Raw genomic sequence first — 23,431 nt, forward strand, 5'->3', positions numbered from 1 at the left:
GAGAATTAGGTACTTTCAACTGTATCTGTTCCACCCTTCCTTATCCCGAACTCACGTTAATCCAGTTCAGCAGGCTTTCTTCTGCAGAGAAAAAAGTTCACGCTTGTGGGCTGCCCGGAAGAAGGTGTTTTTGTGAATAGAATTTTCCAATAGGAATTTGAGAATTCATCGAAAAGGCTCTAGGGCAAAGGGGAATACTGGCCCGCATATCAGTTCAAATTTAGGTCAAGTAAATCTATTCCGCCTGAGCCATCAACGAAAATCAGGTCCTAATGCGACATGCTTTCTCGGTAATGACCGGATCAATATGATTGGCGTTGGTCTCTAAGTAGGTATCGATAGATTTTACTCGATCGTTAATTTCAAAATTCATAATTATTTCTCTTGAATTGAACAAATTGAATAGCTGAGCCTTGACACTATGCTCAGGGCAAGACCTTAACCCGGTCGCTGCTGCTCGATAAAGCTACTCAAGTTTCAAAATCTAAGTAAGACAACACTCTGTAACCATGGAGGGGGGCACCCATTTTCCTTGCACTTTAGTAGACCTGTTTCTGCTTGAAAACGAAGTACGACAATTCTTTGGCCGTTTTGTTAGCAAACCCTAATTGAGATTTCTCAATTAGCCATAAAATTATTCACTCCTTGCATTCTCTAGTTACTTCTCACTTCAGCCTCTATTTACATTTTTTAATGCTTGTTGAAACCGGTTGCATATTTAACAAAGACAGCTAAATGTACCCATTCTTCTTCTACCTAAAGGGTGAGATTTGATTGCAACGGATTGTTAGCAAGCTCAGTCTGCAGAGCGATTCAGCAGTGGCTAACCTTTGAGTATAAAAGAGGAAGCTTCCAAGCTAGAAAAACCTCCAATCGGTTATTTCTGACTGGGAGTAAGGGTAACTTCAGGTGAGATTAAGCTGAAGTTTTAACTCAACACATTGTTCGATTCTTTGATAGTTTTGGAGGAATAATATGAACTTCAACCGTCGTTTTTCTGCTGCTCTTCGCTTTGTTCGCGGTTTGGTTATTGCCTTTGCCTGCGCCCTTATTTTGTTTGTTAACGCCACTCCAGCTCTAGCAATTGGAAGCACGCCGAGCCAGCCGAGTGAAGGTGAAACCCGCCTCAACGATATTTATAAAGAGTCGCAAGATTCGCTGAGACCTGAAAATGCACTAGATGCCGACAAAGTGATTGAGCGAGCTAACGAAGGTCTGAATGAAGTGCAGAAAGATGCTGATGTTCATCAAATGAATCGTCCTGAGAACTCGCGTCAAGCCACTTCCGCTGCTGAGCAGGTACAGCGCGCTCTTGGTAAAGCCGTCGATAAGGTAACCGGTCAGGACTAATTGTAAAGCTCGAAGGTATAGAGTTTACAGCGTTTCCTTAGGCAGTATTCAGAGTAGGCAGGTTGCGGCTTGCCTACTTTGCTTTGATGTTAGTGGTCAGGATGTGAGTGTTCAGTGGCTAGCAGCTGAAGCCGTTTGTTTCTCAAGCATTAGCTTCGAGCGCTTCACCAGTTCTGGAACGGGAATCGGATAGTTACCCGTGAAGCAGGCAGAGCAGAAACTGTTGGGGTCTTCCTTGGTAGCAATTAGCATCCCTTCCCAACTCAGGTAAGCTAGCGAATCAACGCCAATTTGATCAGCGATTTCTGCTACCGACTTAGTTGCCGCGATCAGCTGATCCTGCGTGTCGGTATCGATGCCGTAGAAGCAGGGATGGGTGACCGGCGGCGAAGAAATCCGCATATGTACTTCAGTGGCACCCGCTTCTCGCAGCGCCTTGACAATTTTGCGGCTGGTGGTACCTCGCACTAGCGAATCGTCTACTATCAGGACGCGCTTACCCAACAGCACATCCTTGAGCGGGTTCAGCTTCATGCGAATACCCGATTCGCGCATGGTTTGGGTAGGTTGAATGAAGGTACGGCCCACATAGCGATTTTTGATCAAGCCTTCTGCATAGGGAATCCCAGATTCTTGAGAGAAACCAATCGCGGCTGGAACTCCCGAATCGGGCACGCCCATTACTAGATCCACATCCACAGGCGACTCGATCGCCAACTGCCGGCCAATCCGTACCCGATAGCTGTAGAGGTTCTCATTGTGCATGACGCTATCTGGACGAGCGAAATAGATCATTTCAAAAATACAGAGCTTGCGCTGAGGTGTGGCCCAGTGGAAGGAGGCCAGTCCCGCTTCATCAATCCAGACTAGCTCCCCAGGTTCGACATCGCGCAGATAGTCAGCTCCGATAATATCTAGGCCGCAGGTCTCGGAGGCCAGCACATAGCGGATTGGATCATCCGGCGTTACCCCTTCCAAAGTGCCAATCACCAGCGGACGGACACCGTTCGGATCTCGCGTACCCATGATGCCCTCTGGTGTGGCAATCGCAAGGCTAAACGCACCTTGGCAGCGGTGGAACGCACTCATCGCCCCATCTAACCAGTTTTTCCCGGCATTAACCGCTTCAGCAATCGCAAAGGCGATCATCTCAGAATCGGTTGTAGTTAGAAGCTGGACATTCGACTGCAGCAGTTCCTCCCGTAGCTCGCCAGTGTTAACCAAATTACCATTATGGGCCAGGGCTAACGTTCCTAACCGGGTTTCTACAACCGCAGGCTGAGCATTCACCACTCGACTCGATCCGGTGGTGGAGTAGCGGGTATGGCCGATGGCCCAATCTCCTGGCAAATCCTGCAAAATATGTTCGTTGAATACCTGCGAAACCAGACCCATATCTTTGTGGAGGTGGACCCGCTCGCCCTGAAAGGTGGCAATTCCAGCAGACTCTTGACCCCGATGCTGCAAGGCATATAGCCCGAAATAGGTCAGCTTCGCTACATCTTCTCCCGGTGCGTAAATGCCAAATACCCCACAGGCTTCTTCGGGTTTATCGGGTCGCGGTTCGATGGGGGATGCAGCAGACAGCTCGACGGACTCAGACGAAGGAAGTTCGACGGCAGGATCAGCAGAATTTGGCATCATGGAAGCTTTCGATGAGTAGAAGAATAGTAGGACAGGTAATCACCTAATTTCGGCAACAGACCGCGAATACGAGAATAAGAGTTGATTAACGATTCCTTAATAAATTCACCTCTAAACAGTAGCGCAAACTGGCATACTCATGCTACTCATTTGCTGGGCCAACCTGCCTGATCATACACTGACCACTCTGGCTGCGGCTCAGGCAGTTCCTCCCAATGTTTCTCCTGTTTATAAATCTGAAAGCCGCGAGCCTGATAGTTGGCCAGTGCTTGAGGCGCATCTAAACTACAGGTATGCAGCCACACCCGCTTAGCACCCATCGCCCAGGCCCTTTCCACACCGACGCTGAGCAAATGTCCGCCCAGCCGTTTGCCGATAAACTGCCGCAGCAGCCCGAAATAGGCGACTTCTACATTCCCTTCGGCCTGGGCTTCTAGCTCAATGTAGCCAGCTGGCGTTCCGGCGATGTAGGCGACCCAGGTTTCCAATTCGGGCCGATCAAGATAGGCCATCCAACGGTCATAGCTCCAGCTCAGCCGATCTAGCCAGTACCAGCCTGCCCCTACACTCGTATACAAGAATCGACTAAACTCCGGGGATGGAATTTTGGCCTGCTCGATTCGCAATTCGTAGCTGCCCGGGGGCGAAAACCGCAACTGTTCAAGGCCCAGCATTTCTAAATACCAGGTAGTGATTTCCATTTGCATTGTCTCTTTGATTCTCTCTTTGACTGATTGATTCGGTTGTTACACGGCTATGAATAAATTGACTAATGGACTCAACCAACTCCGGTACTACCGGCAAGCTTGGATCCATGTAGGTCGCTAGCTGCTGTTCGTGCTCCAACGGGGCTAGCTTCAGGACGTGATTCATACCTTCAATAATCACAAGCTCTGCATCGGGTTTAGCCAGTTTCAACGCCTCAGCCTCACTAACAGGTACCTGAATATCCGTAGTGCCTTGGGCGATTAACACAGGCATTGTGAGCCGTTGGATTTCCTCGGCAGGGATGTAGCGAAACCAGGAAATTAGGTAGGGCTGGATACTTGGCCTGTAGAGTACCTCCAGTTGGGGGGGAACAGCAGCTACAGTATCTCCCTGTTCTAGAGCTGTCAAAATCCGCTCACTCTCTTGCCATAGAGGATCTGAAAGGCGAGGCCGCAGTTGGTCTCGTAAGACCTCAGACGCCTTGCGTGCTGGTCCCGCGATGGATACAAATGCATCTGCTTCCGTTTTGTGCGCCGCTATCATGCCGATGAGAGAGCCTTCACTGTGACCAATCACCGTAACGCTGGAGAAGCGAGAATCGGACTGTAGCTGTTGAACCCAAAGAGCCGCATCCTCTACAAGCGTATCAAAGGTAACATCAGCCTCCTGCCGCACTGCGGAGGCACTCTCTGCCACACCACGCTTGTCATACCGAACCGAGGCAATCCCATACTCCGCCAATCCCTCTGCTAGGAGTTTGAGGCTATTGTTTGGTTTGGGCAGGACAGCGCTATTCCCGTCACGGTCGGTTGGCCCTGAACCAGCAATGATCAAGACCACGGGGGGCTGGTTAGACTTTGGAACAAGCTGTGTGCCGTGAATCCTGCCGGTTGGAGTTGTAATATGGACTGCTGTTGACTCTGGTTCTGGGATGGTAGCACCAGCAATCAAAAGCGAGAAGGCGGGCACGATTGGACCAATCAGCAGGGCAATCAAACGGTGTAGATGCAAAAACATAGAGCTTCGTTCCTAATTCAGCGGTTGCCTGACCTGATTTCCAACCTGATCAATCTCTAATCGTACGACTTGAGCCAGTTGTACACCTATAGGCGGCGGCAGAAACATCCCGCCGTTAGTGACGATATGACAATTTTCTAGCTCAGCATAGGATGCTTTAACTCATGGTGGCTAGTGCTCAGCTCAACAAAACAATCGGTTCAGTGACCATCAAATCTGCTCATGTAAGCAATAAAGGCTGCTTTTTGTATCTTTAGCTACAGTTTTTTAGACTAAAAGCATCAAGAGCAAATCATGAATTAAAAGAGATTAGACTATGAAATCGCAACTGAGCTGGAAAGAATACCAAGCACTCGAATTTCTGACTGAGCCGTCGGCTAACACTGTCTCTAAAGCTGTATCTCTGAGGCTGAAAACTCGGTTAAACCACATCTGGCAAAGTCTGGTTGCTTATTTCAGCACCTCGACTGAACCGCATGTGTGGCGCAATGAAGACAGCAATGGCCAAGTGGTTTGGCATGCCTATGATCCGGTGACGAACCAGTCGGTTCAGCAAGCATCGATGGATGAAATGCGCGTTTGGCTAGAGGAACGACACTATCAGACGCTGTAGGCGTTTTCAGCAACTCAAGCTGCTTTCCGCTTTTTAAGAATGTCGAGAAATGCATAGACTGCAGGCGGGTGCAGAGCCTCTGCAAGGACGGCTACCCCAATCACTCGCCAAAGGGGTACCGGCAAACTATAAATCTGCACTGCTGCCGGAATTGGTTCAGCCGCTAGGCGAGGCAGAATTGTCGCACCTAACCCCTGTGCCACTAGGCTGACAATGGTGGCATCGGTTCCTACCTCGTAGCCAATCTGGAGCGGATACCCCTGTGCTTCTATGTGATTGTGCAACTGCTGCATCATTAAATCGCTCCTAGGCGGCATGATCAGCGGTTGAGTCACCAAGTCTTGCCAGGAGAGTGATTCGCCTTTGGGGTGAAAGCTAGGAGGCAGTAGGGCCACAAACTCATCCCTCAAAATTTCCCAGGCGGCAATATCGCTGTCATGTACGGGAATTAAGGTAAAACCGATGTCGGCTCGTCCTTCGCGCAGGGCTTGCTCGACTTGCGGGTAATCATCATGTTCGGTGAGGCTAACGGCAATGGCTGGAAACCGCTGATGAAAATCGGCAATCACGGAGGGCAGCAGATGGGTTGCCACACTGCGAAACGAGGCAATCCGCACCTGTCCGCCCTGCAATCCTCTCGCTAATTCAGCCGCTCTGCTAATCTGATCGGCCCGATGCACAATTTCGCGGGCATGCTTGACGATTTCGGCTCCAATCGGGGTCAGATGTGCTCCATGCCGGCCTCGCAGAAACAACACCACGCCCAAATGGTCTTCTAGGGCTGCAATTGCATGGCTGACTGCCGACTGGGAGATCTCTAGATGCAGGGCCGCTTCCGTGAAGTTCTCATGCTCAGCAACCGCGACTAAAATCCGCAGTTGGGATAGCTTCATTTGATTTTGAGGATTGGCTTTCACGGGCACAGCGACCACCTAAGCAACGACCTACTAGTGAGGTTGCTAGTGTACCACTGCCGCTTGCTAGGGAATGTGGCTAGGGAAACGATCAGTCATTCACCCAATGAGATAAAGATAGTGCTAGTGCGGGTATCCTGCCCGTTTTCGGTGCGATGTTTGTAGGCAATAGAGCAGCTTTTAGCTTATTCAGGTCAACCGGGCGGTACTGGCGGTAATACTGCTACTAGTCCGCGTTTCATGGCGGCGGGCCGCTCTCCATAGGGCACATTGCCGGTTGGATGGTGGGTATATTGGCGGCCAAACTGCATCAGTTCTGGAATTGATTGCTGAGGCGACAAGCCACTAAAAATGAAGGTCAGTTTCTCAGCCGCCACAAATGCTACTACACAGGAGCGACTACAGACGCCCATACAGCGCACTGGCTGAATCTGAATGCGCTCACGCCAATCACACTCGTTTACTGCTGCCGTGATCTGGTTAAAGAGCTGTTCGCCTCCACTTAATCCAGCACCATGGGATTCAGGCTGTGGCTGATTGGTTCCAGAAAATCGGCAAAGAGTGCAAACAAACAAAGTGTGGTGAGTCATGGTTGATGATATTGAACAAACAAAACTGATAACTAGGTGTAACTTCTAATTAATTTTGGATCAATTTTTAGCTGATTTTCATTGCTGCATCGACTTGAACAATCTGAGTAGCTGGCTAGAGCTAATAAAAAAATCATCAAGCGACAGATGATTAAGCAAACGGTTGGCAATTTTTCGCTAGCGGCAGACAGAATGCTTATGCACACACGCAAGCACATGTTGCTTGATTAGCTTGCATCGTCTAGGGTATAGATCTGTGAACTATGCTGAATAACTAATTTACCCATCCTGCTTCACTAATCGCAGCCGAATTTGTCAGCCCAAAAGCAGCGATTAAGTAATCGCTCAATATAGCACTAGCTCTATTACTCGCGGATTGGTGCAAAAAACTTTGAAAAAGAGATGGTGCAGCGCTCCCCTGACCGTAAGGCAGGCCAGATTTGAATTTTGTTACTAGCAAGTAAGGCAGAAGTCAAGATCATCTATACCTCGCAGATGAGAGACGGTGAATTAAATCGGCGGGCATTCTGACTGGGAAAGTTACTTGCACCTTCCTTCACAGCTGCGGGACAGTACCGGACTTGCACCGGATTTTCCCCCTTACGTCTGATGGCTGTTCCCCACCAGAACCGATCTCAATGCAGTACCACCATACCACCAATGCGGGATAACGGGTATCTGAATTCATCAGGCTTTACGATTGCAATAAATTTATTCGCTTTGCCTATCAAACCGGAGTATCGGAGTGACTGACTACATCTTCTGGTTTGGATTGAGCTGATTTGGCAAGGGCTGCTTGCTTCGCTTCATAAAACCGATAGGCAATTTGCCCCAAGGAGTAGATCAACACAGCGTTACTGGCAATCCCAATGCCCGCTCCAACCAGCGGAATTGCTTCAACCAAGCTCAACCCGGTCTTGAGCACGCCTGATCCCCCGGTGGATAAACCCCAAATCGCCAAAACTTCGCCGCGTCGAGTTGGCTCATGCAGCGAAAACCCGTATACTGCCGCAATTCGATAGACCATATCGGCCTGTAGAGCAGTTACCGCTGCAATATCAAGGGCCAACAGACTAATCGCAGCAGGCGGTATAACGTTCGTGACTAGACCGGCTCCAGCTGCCTTCATGGCAGTATCGGCAATAATCCGCTGCGCTATCTCACCCGATGTTTCCAGCGGATACTGTTGTCGTAGGGCCGCCACCTCCCGCTCCACCTTTTCCACGTTCACCTGCCCCAAAGCCGCCATCAACCAGTTGACGCCTGGGACCCTCGTGGCGAATTGTACAACCGGATTTTCGGCAATCGGGGTAACAATCCGGCCCACAGTCTCGGTTCCCTGCTCCAGCATTTCCTGTAGCAACGGCATGATTGTGGTTTCGGCGGTGGTAGTTACCGCAGTCAGCATCTGGTTGAATTGGTCAATTGGATTGTTAGGGGTTGACATAGGGCAGGTAGGAATTGGAAGAACGAAGTGGGACTACTCGATCATACCGTCCACTCTAGTGGAGATAGGTTCCAGTTCACGTCTACCTTTCGATGGTTCTCGCCATGTTTTGGTGATAGCTCTCGTCAACAGCTACTCCAGCGCTGCCCGCAAGATCTCGAAGACGGCCTCTAGTTCATCGGAAATCACAAACAGCCTGATCCCTTGAATGATCAGCTTTTCTTGCCGATGAAGTTGTCCAAACTGCCAGATGTCGCCTGTGGTTACGGCTCCTAACACGGTCGGTTGGTCATTTTCTAACCACTGATCCAGCGCACTTAACTCTACAGCTAGCTGAGTAAATCCCCTTGCCAAGTCGGCATTTCTGGCTTCCAGTACAATCACTTTTGAATTGCGGTAGAGATAATAGTCGAGTGACCCCTTGAGCACCTCACTAACATTCAGCAGATATTCGATTCGCACCTGTGCTCCTGTGACTTCAGCCGCTTCCAAGAGAATTGGCGCAATTAAAGTTTCCCGACGAGCCGTTTCGCTGATCAAACTGACATAGGTAAGGCGCTGTTCTAGCTTGGCCTTGAGGAGCCGCAGTTGGGTGGCGGGAGCAGTAGACTGGGGCAAATTCAGCGCTGCTCGTTGGAGCCGGTAGCCAAACTCAGCCAAGATATCATCCGGCTCATAGGGCAGCTCGAAATAGCTGCGAAAGGTGTAGGACTGAAGCAAGTTTTAACAACTTACAAAATCTCTCAAAACAAATTGGCTACCATCATCGGCATCTCTCATTCCAACATTCATCGCTGGGTGAATGAGGTCATCGATCCGGCGGGTAATCCAATTTTGGCCATCCGGGATGCGTTGGAGAAAATCAACCCAGAGGCCGCAGAGGAATTTATTCGGTTGTATTTGGATAAAACTACCTAATAGAATCCCTAGCCCTCGAATGGTGTCGATCGGCCTTCCAGTTGCTTGGATTATTCCGAATATACCGACGAATCCGGTTCAGTTCCGATTCATCCCGAATGATTCGGTCATAAAATCGAGTTTGCTATCCAAATTCAGAAAACCCGGCGACCCGGATCCGTTTGGTACAGACCGATTTGAATTGACCAACAATCGCACCCAACGAATTCGGTTGCAATTTCGGTTCATTGGTAGAGACGTTTCGCTGAAACGTCTCTACGGGGGGTTGGTTGTGGATGCCGATGATTCCGTGAAAATGATTTGGCATAATCACCCATTCGTCCAGAATGACGTTGGGGCGAATTTGTGATGTTTTCGGCCATTCCTCCGCCACGATTTCACCCATTGCTGACAGATGAACTGTTCCGTCTATGATTTGGCCGAAGAAATGCAGGCGTTTGTGGGTACAAATGGTAATGAAATACCAGCCGCTTCCTCCATAATTCCAACTAGGTAAACGGGCAGATTCAATGCGGTACCGATTCTTGAAAAGAGTCATTCTGGCTGTCCTCCGCTCCGAATGCTCCTAGAATTCCCATTGATTCAGGAGGTATTGGCGGCCACTCGCAAAAAAGAGGCGACTTTGCAGCCACCTCTCGCATACCTGAGACAACGCAAAACTACAGGCAATCCTATGCGCCTACAGCCTCCTTCGCGGCATACATCACCTCTAGCGTGATTTCGCTAAAGCCGCGCTCGCGGGCAAATTTTTCGGTGTTGCGTTTCACCTTACCGCGCACAAACCCAGGCACCTTGTTCAGTTCGGCCATTGCTTCTCGGTTCCAGTTGAGGTCAGAATCCGCAGAGACGCCCTTGGTGATTACTTCCTTCGTGTCGTGGCCGCCGAAAATCTCCAGCAGGTGGTCTTCCATGCCCAGCGTAAACGAGTTGTAGACCAAATCCACCATCTGGTTTGCTCCTTCGTAACCCAGGAAAGGCTTGTAGCCGACCGGGAAATTCTGAATATGGATGGGAGCGGCAATCACACCACAGGGAATGTCGAGCCGTTTACCGACATGCCGTTCCATTTGAGTGCCGAAGATAGCAGCCGGTTCCAGGCGGGCAATCGCGTTGGCAATTTCGGCATTGTCATCGCTAACCAGAATCTCATCGCAGTATTCACTCACCTGTTCACGGAACCATTCTGCGTCGTATTTGCAATAAGTTCCTGCTAGCACCACATGAATTCCCATCTCGCGAGCCAGAATTTTGGTCATGGCTGCCGCGTGGGTGTTGTCACCGAAAACGACCGCTTTTTTACCCGTCAGGTTCTGACAGTCAATCGAACGCGAGAACCAAGCTGCCTGCGATACAAAGCGGGTTTGCTCATCGATGAACGACTCATAGTCTACATTCGCCCCCTGCTCGTTTAGCACCCTCTGGATGACACGAATACAACGAGCCGTTTCTACCACGCCCATTGGAGTAATATCCACAACCGGCATATTGAACTCGGTTTGCAGATAGTTTGCCGCCATTAGGCCCAGTTCCCGATAGGGTACTAGGTTAAACCAGGCACGCGGCAGGTTCTTCAGCTCATGCACCGAAGCTCCGTCTGGAATCACCGCATTCACTTCAATTCCCAAGTCGGCCATCAAGCGCTTCAGTTCGGTACGATCGTGATTATTGTGAAAGCCCAGTGTCGAGATGCCGATGATATTCACTGAGGGCTTTTCGGTTTTTCCCTGGGGCAGTTCGTTTTTCTTGCGGGCTTTATCGATGTAAAACTGCACGATTTGTTGCAAGGTGCGGTCAGCGGCTTGCAGTTCATTGACACGGTAGTGGTTCACATCCGCCAGCAGCACATCGCCTTTGGCTTCGAGTTGCGCCCGGTCCACAAAGTTCTGCAAATCTTCTTGCAAAATGCTGGAGGTGCAGGTGGGCGTCAGCACAATCAAGTCTGGATGCTCTTCCTGATCTTTGCGGGTAATATTTTCGACCACTTTTTCCTGAGAACCGCGAGCTAAAACGTTCCGGTCCACGATGCTAGCCGTTACAGGCGTGAAGTCGCGCTCTCGCTCTAGCATGGACCGCATGACGTTGAAATAGTCATCTCCCAAGGGGGCGTGCATGATGGCATGAACGTTTTTAAAAGAACTGGCGATGCGAAGCGTCCCAATATGCGCCGGTCCGGCATACATCCAGTAGGCCAATTTCATAAACTCAGATCTCCGTTATGCTGATTTGCGTTTTCCCAAGGAGGCTAAGGCATTTGTGAGACAGCTTTTGTAAAGCAACTCTAGTTATAGTTAGGCTAAAGACAGGCTAAGGGCTTGAATTTGAGGTTGGTAAGGCTGCTCTTGATTGTCGCAGAAATAGGGAAACTGGGAAGTAGGGAATCAAAGCATGTCAAATAAAGATAGGAAAACAGCAAAACCTTGAATTGATAGGCATTTCAAGCACTTTGGTAGAGTCATTTCTTTCCTTCAGCTGCAAGAAAGTTTAATCTTTTGTTGCATATCTACAAGTTCTGGTTTAAGAGGTTTGGATCACGCCAAACTCGTCAAGCCTATTATTCAACAACGGCGGACATGAACGAAAATTCGATTCGGCTATGCTTTTCGTTTTGTACTTCAATGTTTGCATTTTGTAATGTATGCAACAAAAAGCTAATTGTGCCAAATAGAAACCCAATTATATTTCAATCATTCTAATCTGCATAAAATCTATATAAGTAACACGATTGGATCGAACGAGTAAAAGTTAAAAAAATATTAGCTACTCGTATATTGAGATATTTTCTGAATGTTTTCAAGTATTCTACTAATTTATTCATAGATTGTTGGTTTCTATGGTTTTATTGAGTGACGAAAAAGCTTATAGTACTTGCCAATTGCTTTAATTGCTGAATCTCAATTGCTTCGTTCATTACCGATTACTGCAGCAAGTCGCTTCAAGATGCGCAAAATCTGGTGAAAGCCCTCATTTTCCCCCATTAAAGCATTAACGTGAACTCATTTGACAAAGCATAACGCGGCCCATTGTGTTGAACCAGCTTCAGAAAGATAAAATTGCTGCCGTTAGATATCATTCTGTAGGCGGGTCGTTCGGGCTGGGGCGATACCAACAATTTCCTCTGGCATCGGGCGGGTCGAAAGATACAGATACTGCTGCTTAGCGCGATCCAACCGGTGCTTTTCTGATGCAGTTGGTTCTGGTAATCCCATTTGCCATTCTGAGAAAAACTGGCGCTCCCGCACTGGCTGCACGTTGAACCGTTTGTCTAAGTCGTACAGGACCACGTACAGAATCAATTTCTCGGCTCGAATAGTCTACACAGTTTTGCCTCCGGCCCATGCTTTTATTCTGTGCCCAGTCTCCAACCACTCCTAATCGATGCAGCAATCCTAGCGGAGCAACCGTAACAGAGTCAAAAGATCTTGATGCCGATCCGGAAAATTCATCTACCATTTAGCAGAGTATTTCTAGTGTTGCTCAAACCCAGGTTGGCTATGGCAGGATTAAGCGCCGAACAGCGTAATGACTACTATCTCCGTGAAGCGACTCGTACCGGCATCCACAAGCCGATTTTGGCCGCTCTATTTGTGGCACAGGCCCGCCCTAGCCTCAGGGACGGGGAGGTGGGCTTGGGCATTTCCCCCGCCAACCGAATTCCGCTAGAGCAGGTCAATACATTCGCTGAGCAGGTGCAATACGCGGCCAACACCATCCGCAGCATCACCGAGCGACTCGCGACCCAGGGCTGGAAAGGCGACGAACTTTGGGATGCCGATCAAGGCCGCTATGCCGATCGGTTTATTGAAATGCTTGCCAATGGCTATGTGCCACCTGCTAGTGATCCAGCCGCCGCGCGCCTAGAGCCAACTAGCGACAGCAAACTGCTGCAAGCCTATTTAGAAGACTGGACACTTGACTGTAAGACTGCTGGCCTACCGCCCAGTTTTGCCTTTCTCGATCCGGCTTTACTGCGGTTTACCAGCGAAATTCCCCGCTATTACTTGGGTATCAGCTATCAGCGGCAAGCGTTGCTAGAGGCGATTCGGATTTGGCGGCAGTTCAACACTCGCCAATCTACCTTAGCGGCTCTGTTGGAGCGCGACGAGTCGGATCCCACCCTAGCTAGCCTCGATGCAACCCGACTCGATCAGCCGCTCCTGCAATTTCTACAGCAAATTCCAGCCAACTATGGTGGCTATCCTCACCAGCGGGAGTCCTTGCTGCGACTTGTCCAACTTTGGTACCAGTGCAGTTCCCGCGAAGCGGCAATTGCTCGATTGGAATCCGCCCCCACTGCCGAAACTAGCATCAGCATGATCGATCCGGGCTTAATGGCATGGATACAGCGGATTGGTCAGTCCTATCAAGGCAAAGGCGATCAGCGCAATGCTCTGACTGAAACCTACCGGCTCTGGTATGGGCTGGAGTCGCGCAGCGCTGCATTGCAAGAATTGGGGCTAGATTCGCAAGTGCTGGCGGCAAGTAATCCCAACCGCAATGCCTTGATTACGGTGGCCACCCAGCTCGATCGCGCCTTGGTCGATTTCATCAAGCGGATTCCCATGCTCTACCAGGAAACAGACGCTCAGCGCGAGGCCCTAATTCGGCTCGTCCAGATGTGGCAGGGCTTAGAAGGACGGGAACAAACCCTACAGGTGCTCCTGGATGAAGTGCAGCGGCTAGAAGGCGCTCGGCGAGATTCGATCGACGCCATGCCCAAACCAGATCCGCTGCCTCTACCGCCCCGCCCCACCTATTGGACTCCCAACAACTTGCAAATGCACGCCGCAATTGTGGAAAATGGATGTCTAACCTGGGCAGAAGCCACCCAAGCTGGGATCCATCTACCAACCACCCAAGCCACCGTCGATGCCATTGTGCGGATCGCCGACCTTGCCCAGCAAGCTTACGATCGTTTAGGCCGTCCGTTTCACATCATCACCTGGTATCGCCCTATGGAGGCCATGACTGGCAGAGCCACTTCGCCCCATCGTCACGCCATTGGAGATGCCATCGCCTTTTACTGTGACGGTTTGACGGGTGATCAGATCTACCGAACGCTGGATCCCTGGTGGACTGGCGGATTAGGACGCTACCGCAACTACCCCTATCTCTGCTATCTCGATGCCCGTGGCGATCGGGTACGATGGACGCAAGCCTAGCTCTGCTAACCGCGCCTCTGCATCGCGATTCATTTGAATGTTGAGCATTGGTTCTATCCACGGGTGATGTCATGATGGTGTCGTTGCGGATGTGGAATTCGGCCATTCAGGGGGCATTCTAGGACCAGTCCTGACTTTTTATGACTCTTACACAGCGGCAGCTATGATGTCAGCCCATGTCATCCTTGTAGTACCTCGGTTAGCCCAAACTCCAAAAGCTTCTCTACCGAAAATGGGTTTATTGCAAAACCCGTGGATGCTCACCTCAGGGGTAATGGGACTTCTGCTGATCGGTTTGGCTGTTTACACCAAACTCAAAACAAATCGACTAGAGAAGCAAAAACGATTTGAAGAGTACAAGAACCGAGAACTTCAGAAAAAGCTGAAACTGGCGTTAAACACCATCAGCAAAATGGAAAAAAATCCAGACTTGATCCACTCGCGCGAGTTCAACCTGGACTACTTGCGGATGCGGATGGAAGAAGAGCAATTCCACTTTGCAATCATGAACCAGATCAAGATCAAGGTGAAAGAGAAGATCTCGATTGCGCTGCGTCCGTCGCAAGCTGAACAGGGCCTAGTGGGAATTGCCAGCACCGGACGGCAGGTCGATGAGATTTTTGATGTGGAGTACGACCTCTCTGGCTCGCAGAAAAGCGTCAAGCGGGTGCTGTTTCGCATTCAGATTAAACTAACCAAGCTGCCCACCCAGCCCACCTCGGTCACTATCAGTCAAATTATTGACTGCATGCAGAAATTCATGAGTCCCGAAGGCGACGACCACTGGCAGCCCACCATTCAAGGCCGGATCGCCCGCCTGCACTGGGACCAAAAGGCCAAACCGACGCCGCTGTTAGTGCTAGAACAATCCAACGAAGGCGTCAATGTCACCTTCCGCACCAATCGCATGGCGGCTAGCTAGCGTTTGTAAACATCCTGCGAAGTCTCTGGAGAGATCACAAAAATCCGTCTTCGCCTTTGCTAGACTGAACATCTTGCAGCAATCCTGTGGAGGAATGCCTTAACTGGTGCCAATTCAGGATCAGTTTCGGATTTTCTTATAATCTTGCTGCATTTACTGCTAAATCTGTTTTCAGTCGCACGAAAAATTAGATTATGGCACGTTTTGATCGGGCAAAAAACGCCATCAAGGGCGCTAAAGTCATCCGTAATCTCACTAGTAATTTGCAAGTTTTTTCGGACTCGGTTGGCAGAGCAGACCCGGACGACCTCTATAAACTTCGACTCGCAGGCCGCAGCACGCTCAATCTCAGTACAAACGGAATTGGCAATCGCTCAAGGGTAGCCTTCCAGTTGTTCTCCCTCAAAGGATTGCCCAAACAACTCCGAGCCATTAGTCGAACCCCATTCAGTAATCTCACTCGCCAGCAAATCAAAAAGCATATCAACATCTTGAATGCCCGCAGCAGTGGCCGCAGTCGTACCCTGTCCCTGCTACTCGATGGCGGCACCTATTATGTACGGGTCTATGGCAGTCAAGGAGACAATCGCTATCGCCTGAATGCGTCTGTCAGTTCGGGTGCAATTCCTGCTCCGACTCCCGCTCCGACTCCCGCCCCGCCCCCTACACCGACCGCTCCCTTTCCCAGCCCAATCTGGATTCGTCAATTCGGCACTGGCAGTAATGACTATGCTTTTGGCACAGCGGTTGATGGTTCGGGTGATATCTATGTAGCTGGGGTCAGCACCGCCTCGGATGCGTTCAGCGGCAGTGGATTTGTGACGAAATATCGGAAAGATGGAACCTTAGAATGGCAGCGAGCTTTGTCCCTTTCCGGCACTACAGCTGTTGCGGATATTGCGGTTGACGCCACAGGAAATTACTACATTGTAGGAGCCACACTCAACGGATTTAACAGCGATGGCTTTGTTGTGAAATACAACAGTGCAGGCCAAGAGCAGTGGATCCGGGAAATCAAGAGTACATTGTTGGGTTTCAGCGCTGTTGATGCGGCGTCGAGTATTGTTCTGGACGGAAACGATATCTATGTTACCGGCATTCGTCAAGCGGCACCGGCTCCGTTCAGTCAAGGGAATGCCTTCATTGCTAAATACGATAGTAACGGCAACCTTGTCAGCAGTTTTGGGCGTAACGGTATCGCCGAATTTCGGCAAATGAAAACCACTGCTGCATCGGGAATTACAGTTGCCAACAGCACGATTTACATCACGGGCATTACAGATGCTACGTTGAGTCTGGCGAGTAACAATGATGTGGATCTGACGGGCGGAGATGCCTTTGTTGCTGGGTTTGATCGAGTCAGTGGCAATCTATTGTGGAATCAAACCTTAAGCAGCGGTGCAGAAACTGACTATGCTCGCGCCATTGCCGTCAACGGTTCTGAGCTGTACATCGTGGGTCAAACTGGAGGCACGCTGCCTTCGGGCAGTCTGGCTGCCAACACCTATGGAGGCGGCGAAGCTGATGGATTTATTGCCAAATACATCCTCACCAACGGCGGTGGTTCTCTGCAATGGGTGAAGCAGGTGGGCGGCACAGGGCTAGACTCGGCTCAAGCTGTCACAATCGATTCGACTGGCAGAATTTACTGGACCGGCGAAACAGATACCGGCCTATTTAGCAATGCGGTGGGTGGCTCGGATGCTTGGCTTGCTCAGATCAACAGCGATGGTAGCCTGACCCGCACGGCTCAACTGGGCACACCTCAAGACGATGAAGCTTATGCAATTGTTACTGACAGTTCTGGTACGCTGTATGTCAGTGGCCAAACCCAGGGAACCTTCCCAACTAGCGGCAGTCAAAATCAAGGAAACTACGATGTTTGGTTAGCGAAATACATCTAGCAGTTGAAGCTAGCCCTATAAGGCAATCAATATGGCTCTGTGCAATTCCTGGCGATCAAGTGTTGATCAAACCTTGGAGCTACAGTGCTTGCCAAATAGCTATCCCTGAGAAATTCTGTGCTCGATATTGTTCTCTGTCCGTATCGGTTTTATGTCTGAGTCAATCTCAGTAGATTCTAGGATGACTGTTGGAATGTCACTTTTGCTTACTAGAACTACAACACGTCCTCTAACCAGCCCTTAATCATAGAGAAACATGCCAAATCATTTACTAGGCCGCAGTCTCAGTGGAGCAACAGCGATTTCTAGCAATCAACCGATCCGCAACCGAGTCAGTGCCAGTAACCGAATCGATTTGTTTAGTTTTAAGCTAAATAGTCCACACCGTTTGAATCTCAAGTTTAGAAGTACAGGTCGTGGTATTGAGATCAACCTGATTCGCGATCAGAACCAGAATGGCATTATCGATAACAATGAAATTCTCAAGCGAACTAAAATTCGATCTAGAAATAATAATTTGATCAACGTTCCCAATGCAGTCGCTGGAACCTATTTTGTTCAGGTCGGCAAAACAGGATCAGGAGCAAGCAATTACCGGTTCAACCTGACAACTACTCCAAGCATTCCAACCGGCAGCACGACCAGTATTTCCTCTCCTGCAACAGTTTCTGTTGCCAGCATCATTAATCAGATTGTTAGCCTAACAAATAACTTTCGGCAGCAAAATGGCCTCGCGCCTGTTACTCTAAATAGTCGGTTAAGTAGAGCTGCCCAAACCCATTCGGAGAATATGGCTTTCCAGGATTTTGTCAGCCACACTGGAGTTGATGGCTCATCGGTTGCTCAACGAGTGACTGCTACGGGCTACGGTTGGTCTGTTGTCGCTGAGAATATTGCCGCTGGTTATCAAACCGCTACTGAGGTGGTGCAGGGCTGGATTAATAGCAACGGGCATCGCGCTAACTTGCTTAATCCAGATGTAACGGAAATCGGAATTGGCTACTACTTCTTGGCCAGCGACAGCGGTAATGAAAACTGGAATTACTACTGGACTCAAGTGTTTGGTGCGCCTGTTTAGAATCAGAAATTCATGCAGGAAGTTTAATGCTTTTCAACAAGCTTTCCAACAAACTTTCCAACAAAAAGAGGGTGGAGTGCTCCACCCTTTATTTTGATTATTTTGATCTTGCTGGCATCAGCTTCACCGATTAACGGCGATCAGGTCAGTTATAATGTCATTCTAGATATCACTTTAGGTATCTCTTGGAGATCGTTTAGGTATCTTCTAGAGGTGTTTCCTGATCTCGCTGCCAGTGTAAACGGCGATGTTTTTTTGGAAAAGCGGCCCCAGTCGTGGTATGGAAATCTTCCTGAACTTTTTGGGTGAGACGCCGCGAAACTTGCCGCACGATTTGATTCAGCAACCGATCACCCGTATTTTGCACTAGTGATTTGGGCAAGGCGTGAATGAAACGGGGAAACTGAATTACAACCTTTAGATCTAGTTCCCATTCAACATGGGTAATGCGCTCAGGTTGAACCAGGTTAGCCCGTTTGAAACTTGAGATCAAAGCAGCATCCGGTGCAGTTTCCACCAGTTGCAGGGCCGCTTGAAAATCAACCTCATAGCCAGGCGGATGGTAATTGGGAACAGGAATGGTCTGGATCCGATAAACACCGTGGTCTTGTGGCAACAGGTGCAATCCAATTTTGGGTTCGACTTCGTAACCAAAAGAGCCATAGCGACCAATGGTTAAAGCATAGCCGTTTTCCCCAATCGATTCGGTGCTCATGGGTTGGGCACAGCGAGGGAACCAAGCCCGATGCGCATCTAAATAGCTAGCTACCTTTGCAGCATCTGCATACATTTCCATACAGCTCGCAAACGAGCCATGAAAGCAGAAAGGTTTCTGCTCGCCGTGAATGTTGTCGTGGGTATATCCTTCCAAAGCAGCACTTTCAATCACACCAGAAGACGCGCCCAAAATGGCGGGAGTGGTTTCAGGGGAGTACTGTTCAGCCGAATTTGCCTGCATAAGTAGACTGTCCTGCAATGGTTTCTGCAATGGTTGCTCAGCGACTCACCTTATGGATATCCTAACCGAACATCCAAAAAGGAACACTTAATTCTAGCCATTCTCATTTGAAGAAATGGATACGCCGAAACCCTTAGACTGCTATCGATGGTTATAAGTGCCCAAGCGTGAGAGTGTAAATAGCAGTATGGTGCTCAACTCGCTCAGCATAGCCTTACTACCGTAAACCTAACCATGATTAATCTACGGAAAGTCGAATCAAAGGTCTACCGAAGCTTGCCTCAAAGCCGGTCGATTCACGGAGATCCGGCTGTAGCCAGATTAGGGTGCTTTGTCTGCGATGTAAGCTGAAGAGTGGGCCTTAGAACTATGTGGCCCAATAATGAAACTGATCAAATCGTTTTGAGTTCAGGGGAAATCACGATGAAAGCATTTGTTGCAGGAGCTACAGGCGAAACCGGACGACGAATTGTCAAAGAACTAGTCCAGCGGGGTATCTCAGTGTCTGCCTTGGTGCGAGATCGAGAGAAAGCTGCCCAAGTGTTGCCGCCCGGAGTTAATTTGGTGGTGGGAGATGTGTTGCAGCCAGACAGTCTCCGAGCCGCTATGGGCGATAGTACGGTGCTGATCTCGGCCACTGGAGCGGCCCCTAGCTTTGATCCTACCGGCCCCTACAAGGTGGATTACGAAGGCACGAAAAATCTGGTGGATGCAGCGAAAGCAAACGGCCTTGAGCATTTCATCATGGTTTCTTCTCTCTGTACCTCCCAGCTTTTCCATCCGTTAAATCTGTTTTGGTTGATTTTGGTTTGGAAGAAGCGAGCTGAAGAGTATCTGCAAAACAGCGGCCTCACCTACACGATTGTGCGCCCTGGCGGCTTGAAAAATGAAGACAACTCGGATGCAATTGTGATGGCAAAGGCAGATAGTTTATTTGATGGCAGTATTCCGCGTACCAAAGTGGCGCAAGTTTGCGTTGAGAGCTTATTTCAACCAGCAGCTCGCAACAAAATTGTGGAAATTATTGCCAAGCCTGATGCCACAGCCCAACCATTTGAAGCGCTATTTGCTAATGTGGCATAAGTTTCTGTTTTACCCTTGCACGAGTGAATTTCGACGCGCATCCTCCAACCCAAGCCTCAACTGAGGTCAGCCAGCCGCTAAAGACTCCGAAGCCAAACTATCAGCGCCTTATTCCAACCCTACTGGCAATTGGCGTCACCTTCACGGTTGGACATTTCTTGCTTTCTAAACCAACTCCGCCCACCGATCCGGTTTGGGATTTCCAGCCAGCTCCATTGGTGATGCAGGGAGGCGATCCCCACATCCGAGCCTTAATGCGAACGATTTCGGCGGCAGAATCCAATAGTCCCCGTCCCTACTCGATCCTGTACGGCGGTGACCATATCAGCGACCTCAGCCGCCATCCTGATCTGTGTATACCAATTGTGGTTGGCCCCAATATTGGCAATTGCACTACGGCAGCCGGACGCTATCAGTTCATCACTACTACTTGGCTAGAACAAGCTGCCAAGTATCATCCCCAACCGCCTGGATTTTGGTTCTCCCGGCAGTTTAGTTTTGCACCAGAATTTCAGGATCAAGTAGTGTATCGCTGGCTCAGCGATCCGCAGGCTTGGGGGGTGGATCTGGTTAAACTGTTACGTCAGGGACAGCTAGAGGAGGTGTTGGCAATTTTGTCTCCCACCTGGACTAGTCTCGGCTATGGGATTGAACCGAACAGCATGACCGACTTACTGCCGCAAATCTATCACCAGATGCTAGAGGAAGAACTGCGGACAGGCTAGGTATCAACAGGCTTAAACTGATTTCTCTAGGGAACCGCGGGCTTTCTCAGCTCGGCTTTCGGCAGTGGCCATTACCTCAGCTAAATTTTCCAGCACTTCACCTGGATAGTTTTCTAGCACTTTGGTCGATAACGAGACCCGGCGCTTGATGCTGTCAATATCAATAATCAAGGCCTTGATGGGCTGCCCATGGGAAAACAGCGCCTCTAACGACGCAACATAGTTCTTACTGACCTGGTTGATGTGCAGTAAGCCAGAAGTGCCCGCAAACTCGACGAACACCCCAAACGGCTTAATGCTAGACACGTTCCCTTCGATCAACTGTCCAACTTCCAGCTGGCTCAAACTAGCGGCCTGAGTGGCCAACCGTTGAGAGAGCACCAATCGTCGGCGTTCCGGATCGACCTCGATTGGGCTGACGGTTAATGCCTTGCCAATCAGAGCCTCCAGGCTATCTCGTTCAACCAGGTGGGAGCGGGGAATAAATCCACGAATGCCCTGCACGTCAACCGTGACGCCACCTTTATTGACTCCACTGACTCTGGCTTGAACGCTTTGCTTCTCTTCTTGCAGGGTAGCCAAATTTTGCCAGACTTGCTTCATCTGCAATTGTCGCAGTGAAAGCGTCACCTGTCCGTCTGCATCTTGCTCACGGATAATCATGAAATCGCGCTCTTCACCCAGGGGCAAAACTTCTGCCAGATTCGTAACCCGTCCTAGAGACGCTTCTTCGGTTGGCAGAAACGCCGCAGCTTTGCCACCAATATCTACATAAATACCGTCAGATTCGTAGCTTGCCACCTTGCCTCGAACCACTTGGCCCTTTTGAAACTGGTAATCGTGTTGTTCAAGCGCTTTGGCAAAATCGTCAGTAGAAAAGGACAACGTGAGCCTCCTAGTCAAATCAATCTGCTGTCGCGGGATAGCTGTTTTTGGCTCCCAGACTTCCAGACTTCCTAAATATAATCAATTCTTTTGGCATCTGGCAGGGATGAACCTTGAAACCTGTATTCCTGCAAGCTTGACAATTGTTGCCTCCCAAGATCAGCCGGGAACAATGGATAGTGTGTACCGTAAACCGTAGCGAAATTTACAAAATCTGCATACTATCCCTACCTTGGGAACTAGTGAAATTTATCAAGATTAGCCAAGCTGAATATAGAAGATTTGCCCCCATATCGAAATTACCTTCTGTGCATATGAACATGATTCAAACCCAAATTCACTGCTGGGCTTTAAAGCATTTACCGTTGCTACCTACCCTAAGACATCAGAACCAGGTCCAGCATTTAGAGAAGTGCCTGAGAAAATACTATATTTGGGAACCGCACACCTAGATAGAGCAGCAGTCGTGCAGCAGAAGGAAAGCAAACTATTCCGTGTAAGGAGCAGAACTATCTAGCTTGTGGGTGAGCAAAGTACTCACCCTACCCAATAACTTACAACCGTCAGGCGGAAGCAGTTATCTCAAGAACTCTACGTTTAGCCGCACGCTGGTTTCTAACGTAGCACCCGCTTCTAGCTGCACCAGATTCTCTCCGGTATTCAAAGCGTTGCGTGGCCCACTCCAAGGCTCTAGGCAGTAATAGTCTTTGCCGTTTATTGTCCAAAACACCAGGGTCGAGTAGGTGGCATCATAGTCGAGCGTGAGGCGGAGCCGCCGCTGGTGATCTGTGACCCGCGTCGATTGCTGACCCAGTTGGCGAAAGGCCACATCAATTTCATCTCGGTCAAAATCAAAGTTGCCTGTAAACGGATGCAGCGTTTGGGTTTGCTGATCCTGGAACTGCACGGCTGGGATTTCAAATTGAAGCTGAGTTTTATCGCCTACCAGGAAGTAGGGATGCAGCCCGGTTGAAAACGGCATTGGCTGGTCGGACCGATTGGTATGACGCTGTTGCAGAATTAGCGAATGCCCCTGTAGTTGATAGGTAAAGTTGAGCTGAAAGTCAAATGGGTAGCTCTGTCGTGTTTGCTCGTTGCTGACGAGTTGCAAAGTAATGCTGGCTGCATCCTGACTAGCCTGATCAATCACTTGCCAGGGCAAATCGCGAGCAAATCCATGCTGCTTTAGGCTGTATTGCTGACCGCCGTAGGTATAGAGGTTGTTGGGTAGGTTGCCACAGATTGGAAACAAAATTGGCACTCCGCCTCGGACTGTCTGCTCTGGGTGGCTGAATCGCTCAGCATCCAGGTAAAGCAACTCCTGATTCTGCACCTGCCAGCGGGTAATAATGCCTCCCCGTTCTGGCACTACTTCTAAGCAGGCCGAACTGTTTTGATCGGTCAAGATATAGGTCTTGTATTGTCGCTGCTCTGTGGTGACTGCAAACACCGATTCATCTCCTGACTGATTCCTGGATTAGTGGTTCTGAGTTGGATGCTACTCTCCCTATTCTAG

The 23,431-nt window shown here is 49.6% G+C and carries 22 protein-coding genes and 1 riboswitch; of the genes, 9 read left to right on the forward strand and 13 right to left on the reverse strand.

Annotated elements, in window-relative coordinates:
* Positions 1 to 975: 975 nt before the first annotated feature.
* Positions 976 to 1,350, forward strand: a complete 375-nt coding sequence (locus HJG54_RS16600; protein ID WP_035996772.1) for a hypothetical protein — start codon at positions 976 to 978, stop codon at positions 1,348 to 1,350.
* 111 nt (positions 1,351 to 1,461) lie between these two features.
* Here HJG54_RS16600 and purF read toward each other — a convergent pair whose 3' ends face one another.
* The 3 genes from purF to HJG54_RS16615 form a co-directional block, all read right to left on the reverse strand.
* A complete protein-coding gene (purF, locus tag HJG54_RS16605; protein ID WP_316430067.1) occupies positions 1,462 to 2,994 on the reverse strand; it encodes an amidophosphoribosyltransferase in 1,533 nt (510 codons plus the stop codon).
* Between the two features lie 146 nt (positions 2,995 to 3,140).
* A complete protein-coding gene (locus HJG54_RS16610; protein WP_316430069.1) occupies positions 3,141 to 3,695 on the reverse strand; it encodes a GNAT family N-acetyltransferase in 555 nt (184 codons plus the stop codon).
* Positions 3,655 to 4,719 (reverse strand): alpha/beta hydrolase, encoded by a 1,065-nt coding sequence (locus HJG54_RS16615; protein WP_316430071.1) that lies wholly within the window; start codon positions 4,717 to 4,719, stop codon positions 3,655 to 3,657. The genes HJG54_RS16610 and HJG54_RS16615 overlap by 41 nt, the downstream gene beginning before the upstream one ends.
* Before the next feature lie 316 nt (positions 4,720 to 5,035).
* Between HJG54_RS16615 and HJG54_RS16620 the strand changes: the two genes are divergently transcribed.
* A complete protein-coding gene (locus HJG54_RS16620; protein WP_316430073.1) occupies positions 5,036 to 5,332 on the forward strand; it encodes a hypothetical protein in 297 nt (98 codons plus the stop codon).
* Positions 5,333 to 5,346: 14 nt separating this feature from the next.
* Here HJG54_RS16620 and HJG54_RS16625 read toward each other — a convergent pair whose 3' ends face one another.
* The 4 genes from HJG54_RS16625 to HJG54_RS16640 all read right to left on the reverse strand — a co-directional run bounded on the left by HJG54_RS16625 (position 5,347) and on the right by HJG54_RS16640 (position 9,003).
* Positions 5,347 to 6,255, reverse strand: coding sequence for a LysR family transcriptional regulator (locus HJG54_RS16625; protein WP_316430075.1), 909 nt, complete (start codon positions 6,253 to 6,255; stop codon positions 5,347 to 5,349).
* A gap of 185 nt (positions 6,256 to 6,440) precedes the next feature.
* Positions 6,441 to 6,836: a DUF1636 domain-containing protein gene (locus HJG54_RS16630; RefSeq protein WP_316430076.1), complete on the reverse strand. Its 396-nt coding sequence runs from the start codon at positions 6,834 to 6,836 to the stop codon at positions 6,441 to 6,443.
* Positions 6,837 to 7,335: 499 nt separating this feature from the next.
* Positions 7,336 to 7,485, reverse strand: a riboswitch (cobalamin riboswitch).
* A 78-nt stretch (positions 7,486 to 7,563) separates the two neighbouring features.
* On the reverse strand, positions 7,564 to 8,283 hold the full coding sequence (locus HJG54_RS16635; protein WP_316430078.1) for an EcsC family protein: 720 nt from the start codon (positions 8,281 to 8,283) through the stop codon (positions 7,564 to 7,566).
* 132 nt (positions 8,284 to 8,415) lie between these two features.
* Entirely contained in the window at positions 8,416 to 9,003 is a 588-nt protein-coding gene (locus HJG54_RS16640; RefSeq protein WP_316430079.1) for a hypothetical protein, read from the reverse strand.
* Positions 9,004 to 9,036: 33 nt separating this feature from the next.
* Between HJG54_RS16640 and HJG54_RS16645 the strand changes: the two genes are divergently transcribed.
* The gene (locus HJG54_RS16645; protein ID WP_316430080.1) at positions 9,037 to 9,201 is read left to right on the forward strand and encodes a hypothetical protein; all 165 of its coding nucleotides are present in this window, start codon (positions 9,037 to 9,039) and stop codon (positions 9,199 to 9,201) included.
* Between the two features lie 124 nt (positions 9,202 to 9,325).
* On the opposite strand, the gene HJG54_RS16650 is transcribed toward HJG54_RS16645, so the two are convergent.
* The 3 genes from HJG54_RS16650 to HJG54_RS16660 all read right to left on the reverse strand — a co-directional run bounded on the left by HJG54_RS16650 (position 9,326) and on the right by HJG54_RS16660 (position 12,494).
* Positions 9,326 to 9,739, reverse strand: coding sequence for a transposase (locus HJG54_RS16650; protein ID WP_316430081.1), 414 nt, complete (start codon positions 9,737 to 9,739; stop codon positions 9,326 to 9,328).
* 133 nt (positions 9,740 to 9,872) lie between these two features.
* Positions 9,873 to 11,399, reverse strand: coding sequence for a ferredoxin:protochlorophyllide reductase (ATP-dependent) subunit B (gene bchB / locus HJG54_RS16655; protein ID WP_316430082.1), 1,527 nt, complete (start codon positions 11,397 to 11,399; stop codon positions 9,873 to 9,875).
* Between the two features lie 861 nt (positions 11,400 to 12,260).
* The gene (locus tag HJG54_RS16660) at positions 12,261 to 12,494 is read right to left on the reverse strand and encodes a hypothetical protein (protein ID WP_316430083.1); all 234 of its coding nucleotides are present in this window, start codon (positions 12,492 to 12,494) and stop codon (positions 12,261 to 12,263) included.
* A gap of 198 nt (positions 12,495 to 12,692) precedes the next feature.
* Here HJG54_RS16660 and HJG54_RS16665 point away from each other — a divergent pair, with 198 nt between their 5' ends.
* From HJG54_RS16665 to HJG54_RS16680, 4 genes are all read left to right on the forward strand, one after another.
* Positions 12,693 to 14,360, forward strand: coding sequence for a peptidase M15A (locus HJG54_RS16665; protein ID WP_316430085.1), 1,668 nt, complete (start codon positions 12,693 to 12,695; stop codon positions 14,358 to 14,360).
* A 163-nt stretch (positions 14,361 to 14,523) separates the two neighbouring features.
* On the forward strand, positions 14,524 to 15,282 hold the full coding sequence (locus tag HJG54_RS16670) for a hypothetical protein (protein WP_316430086.1): 759 nt from the start codon (positions 14,524 to 14,526) through the stop codon (positions 15,280 to 15,282).
* Positions 15,283 to 15,476: 194 nt separating this feature from the next.
* A complete protein-coding gene (locus tag HJG54_RS16675; protein ID WP_316430088.1) occupies positions 15,477 to 17,186 on the forward strand; it encodes an SBBP repeat-containing protein in 1,710 nt (569 codons plus the stop codon).
* A 256-nt stretch (positions 17,187 to 17,442) separates the two neighbouring features.
* Positions 17,443 to 18,264, forward strand: coding sequence for a CAP domain-containing protein (locus tag HJG54_RS16680; RefSeq protein ID WP_316430090.1), 822 nt, complete (start codon positions 17,443 to 17,445; stop codon positions 18,262 to 18,264).
* 196 nt (positions 18,265 to 18,460) lie between these two features.
* Here the strand turns inward: HJG54_RS16680 and HJG54_RS16685 are convergent, their stop codons facing one another.
* Positions 18,461 to 19,222: a DUF1997 domain-containing protein gene (locus HJG54_RS16685; RefSeq protein WP_316430091.1), complete on the reverse strand. Its 762-nt coding sequence runs from the start codon at positions 19,220 to 19,222 to the stop codon at positions 18,461 to 18,463.
* A gap of 423 nt (positions 19,223 to 19,645) precedes the next feature.
* Here HJG54_RS16685 and HJG54_RS16690 point away from each other — a divergent pair, with 423 nt between their 5' ends.
* Together HJG54_RS16690 and HJG54_RS16695 are read left to right on the forward strand one after the other, a co-directional pair.
* Positions 19,646 to 20,305 carry an SDR family oxidoreductase gene (locus tag HJG54_RS16690; protein ID WP_316430093.1) on the forward strand — a complete coding sequence of 220 codons (660 nt, stop codon included), beginning with the start codon at positions 19,646 to 19,648 and terminating at the stop codon, positions 20,303 to 20,305.
* 23 nt (positions 20,306 to 20,328) lie between these two features.
* Entirely contained in the window at positions 20,329 to 21,030 is a 702-nt protein-coding gene (locus HJG54_RS16695) for a glycoside hydrolase family protein (RefSeq protein ID WP_316430095.1), read from the forward strand.
* A 12-nt stretch (positions 21,031 to 21,042) separates the two neighbouring features.
* Here the strand turns inward: HJG54_RS16695 and HJG54_RS16700 are convergent, their stop codons facing one another.
* Both HJG54_RS16700 and HJG54_RS16705 read right to left on the reverse strand, forming a co-directional pair.
* Positions 21,043 to 21,915 (reverse strand): S1 RNA-binding domain-containing protein, encoded by an 873-nt coding sequence (locus tag HJG54_RS16700; protein ID WP_316430096.1) that lies wholly within the window; start codon positions 21,913 to 21,915, stop codon positions 21,043 to 21,045.
* 577 nt (positions 21,916 to 22,492) lie between these two features.
* Complete coding sequence (locus tag HJG54_RS16705) at positions 22,493 to 23,365, reverse strand: aldose epimerase (RefSeq protein ID WP_316430097.1); 873 nt, start codon at positions 23,363 to 23,365, stop codon at positions 22,493 to 22,495.
* Between the last annotated feature and the right edge of the window lie 66 nt (positions 23,366 to 23,431).

Origin of the sequence: Leptolyngbya sp. NK1-12 (genome assembly GCF_032598965.1) — a bacterium.
Classification (GTDB): Bacteria; Cyanobacteriota; Cyanobacteriia; order Elainellales; family Elainellaceae; genus Elainella.